Origin of the sequence: Aphanizomenon sp. CS-733/32, assembly GCF_028330045.1 — a bacterium.
GTDB lineage: Bacteria > Cyanobacteriota > Cyanobacteriia > Cyanobacteriales > Nostocaceae > Dolichospermum > Dolichospermum gracile.
The window spans coordinates 1-6030 of record NZ_JAQMSE010000042.1; the positions used below are offsets into that span (position 1 = coordinate 1).

Annotated in this window: 4 protein-coding genes and 1 pseudogene; 3 read left to right on the forward strand and 2 right to left on the reverse strand. The window is 41.5% G+C overall.

What is annotated here, in order from left to right:
• Positions 1 to 1150: DUF4114 domain-containing protein (locus PN471_RS03915; protein WP_271775743.1), on the forward strand; the 1150-nt coding region annotated here is incomplete at its 5' end.
• A 92-nt stretch (positions 1151 to 1242) separates the two neighbouring features.
• Here PN471_RS03915 and PN471_RS03920 read toward each other — a convergent pair.
• On the reverse strand, positions 1243 to 1920 hold the full coding sequence (locus PN471_RS03920; RefSeq protein WP_271775744.1) for a 5'-methylthioadenosine/S-adenosylhomocysteine nucleosidase family protein: 678 nt from the start codon (positions 1918 to 1920) through the stop codon (positions 1243 to 1245).
• A 24-nt stretch (positions 1921 to 1944) separates the two neighbouring features.
• Between PN471_RS03920 and PN471_RS03925 the strand changes: the two are divergent.
• Positions 1945 to 2241, forward strand: a pseudogene (locus tag PN471_RS03925) (XisI protein).
• A 156-nt stretch (positions 2242 to 2397) separates the two neighbouring features.
• Positions 2398 to 5175: an efflux RND transporter permease subunit gene (locus PN471_RS03930; RefSeq protein ID WP_271775745.1), complete on the forward strand. Its 2778-nt coding sequence runs from the start codon at positions 2398 to 2400 to the stop codon at positions 5173 to 5175.
• A gap of 574 nt (positions 5176 to 5749) precedes the next feature.
• Here the strand turns inward: PN471_RS03930 and PN471_RS03935 are convergent.
• A partial coding sequence (locus tag PN471_RS03935) for a hypothetical protein (protein ID WP_271775746.1) occupies positions 5750 to 6030 on the reverse strand: 281 nt, incomplete at its 5' end.

Here is a 6030-nt window from a genome sequence, read left to right on the forward strand (position 1 = left end):
CACTGGCACTGACACGGGAACCGACACTGGCACTGACACGGAAACTGAAACCGGCACTGACACGGGAACTGACACGGGAACTGACACTGGCACTGACACGGAAACTGTTAACGTTAACGATTCCCTCTCACTAATTGGTGATAATGTCTTCAATATCAAAGGTAACGACGGCAAAGTGACACTAGAAGTAAAATTGACAGGATTCAATTTTAATGGTTTCTATGAAATAGGAGTATTTGCTGTTGATGATGCGTCTGGTAAAATAGATGGAATTGCCCCAGAGGAACCTGGTTATGCAGAAAAAGCATTAGCAAAAGGTCAGATAATTTTCTCTACTATTACTAATCTTCCTGCTGGATTTGATCTCACTAGCCTCGGTAGGTTATTAGAATTTAACTCCAATGACAATTTGAGATTCTATTTAGTAAAAGATGGTTCAACCGATTCTGTACTGAATAAGAACACACCCATTGGCAATGTTCTCTTTGCCAACCCTTCTACTGTGAAAATTACAGACTTGGGGTCTAATAGTTTCTCTCTAAATTGGGAAGATGGTTCTGGTAATCTAACTGGATTCGACGATTTCCAAGTCCAGATTCAAGCAAATGATAAATCTATGCCTTTGGGTACAGCTTTGCAAAGTAAACCACAAGGCGAATCGCTGGATTTACGGGGTATTACTGGTGCAGTAACCGCTGATTTTACTGTTTACCGAGAAGCAAGTTACAACAATTTCGTTGGTTTCTATCGCGTAACTGATGGGAATGGCGGTATTGATACTAATGGTGATGGTACCGCTGATATCCTCCCAGGACAGGATGGTTATGTGCAAGCGGCTCTGAAAGGCCGTGTTTCTGATGTTAGTTTGAACGTGAATAACGGCGGAACAGCAGGTTTCAATACTACCCTTCAAGGTGGTGCTATATATGTACCATTTCTTGTGGCTAATGGTACACTTGATGCCCTACTTGATAGAAATCCTAATAATAACCCAGATATTTACTTCGTCTTCATGGGGGCTAACTCAGATGGTGTAGATCATGTGCGGATGTTAGGTGATAATACCTTTGGCTTTGAGGATTTACGTGGTGGTGGTGATAAAGACTTTAATGATGTGATTGTTAAAGTCAATTTGACACCAGTAGTTTAGCTTAAAAGACATTTCTCCGGTTTAAATTCTGTTTAGATCCCCGACTTCTCTAAGAAGTCGGGGATCTTATGGGTCTATTGGACATTCTTGCCTTAAGCCGTAAACAATAGTTGTGTAACTGTTGTTAAAGCTTTGAGTCCTTTCAATGAACCCGTAATTAATCGAGTTGCTGCTAGGGGTTGACGAATTAATTCCCAAGCTAAGGGTAAAGGTTGTAATGAGCCGTCTGCGCTAATGGCTGAGGTGATATTGGGGATGTCATGGTGAGCATCATCGCTAACTACGCGGAGGATGGCTACTTGTACTGGTGGAGAAACTGCATCCGATGGTTGCTGGAAAAATTCGAGAAAAGCGTATCCTTCCATATCTACAACGTCAGCACCGGATTGTTTTTGGAACTCGCGTTTTTCTGTAGCTTTATATAAGAGGCGATCGCTTGTTAACCCTTTGACTAAAGATACATTATTCCCAAGTTTATTATGTATATCTGCGGTAAAGGAATTATCGCCCTCTTGCAGATTTCCTTGATAAAGACAATTTTGATATAAAACAATATCTCCAATTTGATATTTTTGGCTCAAGCTACCGCACAAACCCATCATCAGCATCCGATTTGCTTGATTATGGGTGAACTGTTGTAAATATTTCCGCACTGGTTCGATTCCCATTGGTATCGCTAATACCTTGGTTTGAGAATTGGGGACGCGACTTAATCCGCGACAGACGGCTTGATATTCTGCTCCCTGGGGGACTAAGATCAAAGTTGACATGAGAATGAGAAATTTAGAGAATATATTCAAACTTTGTTAACTAATTACGCCAAAGATGATGATGAAGAAGAACTACAACTGATTTTTGATACCCAAAGGGATCATTACCAATGGATGAATGTAGGCTGGCAAGAACTACATTGAGTTTATCGTAGTGTCATGCACTTTGATATTAAAGATGGCAAAATTTGGCTACAACAAAATTTGACAGACCGAAATCCTGCTGAGGAGTTAGTAAAAATGGGTGTTCCCAAAGAAGATATTGTGTTGGGGTTGCATCCGCCCTACAAGCGTCCATATACAGACTATGGTGTTGCTTAGAATACTTTGAACAAGGAACGAAAGAATTAAGGTTAAGGTTTACTATGACTAAACCTCTCCAACCATTTTCACCCTAGAAGTTCTATACTAGCCTGTCAGTTGTCAGTGATCAAAAGACCGACAACTAATGACCAAGGACTCAAATAATTTTATCAAATGGTACAGACCAATACACAATCTACACGGGAAAGCTTCAATATTTCCAAATTAGCGATTAAGTTTTCTTGGTTGACAGTGTGTTTCTGGATAGGTATAGCGGTAGCTGGTATCCTGGCATTCAGTTCCCTCAAATATGCTTTATTTCCAGACATCACCTTTCCGGTAGTGGTGGTAAATGCTCAAGCACCCTTAACCTCTGCCCTAGATACGGAAGAAAAATTAACTAAACCCCTGGAGGCAAGTCTCAAATCACTGACAGGACTTGAGGATATTCGTTCATCAACTTATCCTGGTCAAACTGCTGTAATTTCCTCTTTTGTGGTGGGGACAAATTTAGAAACTGCGACCAACGAAATTTCTCAAATCGTCAATCAATTAAATTTACCCAAGAATGCCACTAAAAAAATCATCCCTTTGAATCTGAACGAATCAGCGGCTGTTAGCTATGCCATTGAAAGTGCTACTGGGAAGATTGATAATTTACAGCAACTAGCAAAAGAGAAAATTGTCCCAGCGATCGCTAAATTACCAGGAGTCCTCAAAGTCTCTCTCTTAGGAGATGGCAACAGCAGGAGTCAAGAACGTAGGGGCGGGGTTTCCCCGCCCAGCACTCAGGAGGAAAAAGGGAATGTTTTATTACCCTCATCTGGAACCTTAGTCAGATTCAATGGTAAACAGGCTTTAGCCTTTCAGGTAATTAAAAAAGGTGATGCCAATACCCTAGAAGTAGTCAGTCGGGTAGAAAAAGAAGTACAACAGCTAAGGTTGAGCTTAAAAGATGTCACCCTCACCTTAGCTGCTACCCAAGCTGAATATATTCACAACGCCACCCATTCCACCATAGATGCACTGCTTGAAGCCATTATCCTCTCAGTAGTTGTCATCTTCCCCTTTTTATGGAATTGGCGAGCTACGCTGATTTCTGCCTTAGCCATTCCCATATCTTTGTTAGGAACATTTATCGTCATGGCGATATATGGCTTTAACCTAGAAACTATCACCCTGTTAGCCTTAGCTTTAGTCATTGGTTCAATAGTAGATGATGCGATCGTTGATGTAGAAAACATCATGCGGCATATAGAAGCAGGAAAAACCCCCCGCGAAGCGGCCCTCATAGCCACCAATGAAATTGGTTTAACTGTCACCGCAGCCACTTTGACAGCGGTAGCAGTATTTTTGCCTATCGGTTTAATGGGTGGAGTCATTGGTCAATTTTTCAAACCCTTTGGGATTACAGTTTCCGCTGCCATGCTCACATCCATGTTAGTCGCCCGAACCTTATCACCAGTCTTAGCTATTTACTGGCTCAAAGCGAAACCATCCAATTCTCCCCAAAAGCAAAGTAAAATTTGGTTAGAATTTGATCAGGCTTACCGTAACTTGTTAGCCTGGTCATTGCAGCACCGCTTGATAGTTGTTGGCTTGGCAGTGGGTAGTTTAATAGCTGGTTTAGCCCTAATTCCCCTAATTCCCAAAGGGTTTATTCCCAAACTTGATCGAGGAGAATTTAATATTGTCTATACTGCTCCTTTACCTAGTCTTCCTGGGGATCTTGCACAAGGAAGGCCAGAAGGACTAGGACAATCAGGAGGACAGGCAGGACAAACGCGACAACAAGATAAATTAGGAAATTCGTCTTTGTCTGCTGCGGCTTTAGCTGCTTCATCATCTTCTATTCCCATTCCTAATCCTTTAAACGATTCTTTGGATGTTGCTAAGAAACTGGAAGAAGTAGTGAGGAAGTCTCCCGCAGTAGCAACTGTGTTTACTACTGTCGGTTCTCGTGAAGGTGAGCCAAATAAAGGAACGCTGTACGTTAAGCTGAAAACAGACTCAGAAGTGAAAACGGCAGAAGTACAAGACCAACTCCGCGCTGCTTTGCCAAAATTGGCGGGTGTAACTACAAGTGTAGAAGATATTCAGTTTGTAGACACAGGTGGACAAAAACCTCTGCAAATAGCCTTACAAGGTAATGATCTTCAAGCCTTAACGACGGCGGCTAAAGCCGTAAAAGCCCGAATTGAGAAAATATCAGGGTTTGTGGATGTGACTATTACAGGTGCATCTGTGCAACAAGATACTATTTTCCACATTGAACGTTTGAATAATCAGCGGGTAGCTTATATCGGCGCTAACCTGGGTCAAAATTTAACTTTGGGTGATGCGACTGATCAGGTGGTAGCAGAAGCTAAAGCTGTGATTCCTGCTGGTGTTTCTTTGAATTTAGGTGGAGATTCTGCCCGTCAAAATGAGGTTTTTGGCAGTTTTGGCACGACTTTGGGGTTATCAGCACTTTGTATTATTGTGGTGTTAGTTTGGTTATTTAAAAGTTGGGTAGACCCCATAGTTATTGGTCTTTCTTTACCTTTAGCAATCGTGGGGGCGTTGTTGGCACTGCTATTTACAAAAAGTGATTTTGGGATGATATCTCTAATTGGTTTTGTATTTTTGCTGGGGATTACTAACAAAAATGCCATCTTAATTGTAGATTACATTAATCAGTTAAGAGATTCTGGACTAGAAAGAACTGAGGCAGTTCTCAAGGCTGGCCCTGTCCGTTTGCGTCCCATTATGATGACAACTGCGGCGACAATTTTGGGGATGGTTCCCATTGCTTTGGGTTTAGGTGCGGGTTCAGAATTGCGATCGCCCATGGCTGTATCTATTGCTGGTGGTTTGGTCAGTTCTACTATTCTCAGCTTGTTTGTTGTCCCAGTATTTTACGCCATTTTAGATGATTGGTTTCCTAGGAAAAAGATAAAGGGGGATAGTTAACACTCTCAGCGGCTTTAGCCACTGAGCTTTACCCTTACCGAATATTCCTTGTAAATCTGGTGTTGGTGAATTGGGGTATGAAAGTCGAAAATTCCATCTCTCAAACTCTTACTCTCTGTACCCGGAGCGTTTCTGCGTGTTCGCGCAGCGTGCCGTAGGCATAATAAAATCATACTTTTACTCAGCAACACCAGATTATCTAATAAAGTGCGATCGCTGGTATCCCCTTCAATCAATTCTACTTGTAAAACCTGTTCTACCAAATCCCGATGCAACTATCAACAATCATCCTCTAAGACAGGAAGCCGGGGAAAAAGGGTTTTAGCATCAATTAAGGATTCAGTAGTGTTAAATTTAATTCTTGCAAAGTAGGAGAATCTGAATTACAGCGATTTCCAATCATATAAGGTACATCTTAGCCCCCTCATCGCTTGCGGGGAGGGGGTTGGGGGTGGGGTTTTTGTTCCGGGTTTGATGACAACTTGCTGTATGTCGAACTCAGGTAGGATTGTATGGACAAGCCACGCAAGTTATTAAACATTAACAAGATCCCATATAGAATCAATTAAGGTTTTCAAATTTTACCAGTGGGAAAGAAACCGAAGAGTTTGACTACTCCACTAATTAAGGCGATAATCACTGCTACTAGAACTCCACGATTAATAAATTCTTGGTTATCTAGTCTTTTATCAATACCAATAACTTTTTCGTCTAGGGTTTTAATTTCCCCTGATAGTTCTGCTTGTCCGAATTCCAGTTTATTTAGTCTACCATCAATAGTTTCTAGTTTTTGGTTGACTTCAGCAAACTTTTGATTGACTTCAGTAAACTTTTGATTGACTTCAGCAAATTGCC

What these genes read in the sequence shown, in the direction of transcription:
- PN471_RS03930 (WP_271775745.1), top strand. Translation starts at nt 2,398, where the DNA reads ATGGTACAGACCAATACACAATCTACACGGGAAAGCTTCAATATTTCC.
- PN471_RS03920 (WP_271775744.1), bottom strand. Translation starts at nt 1,920, where the DNA reads ATGTCAACTTTGATCTTAGTCCCCCAGGGAGCAGAATATCAAGCCGTC.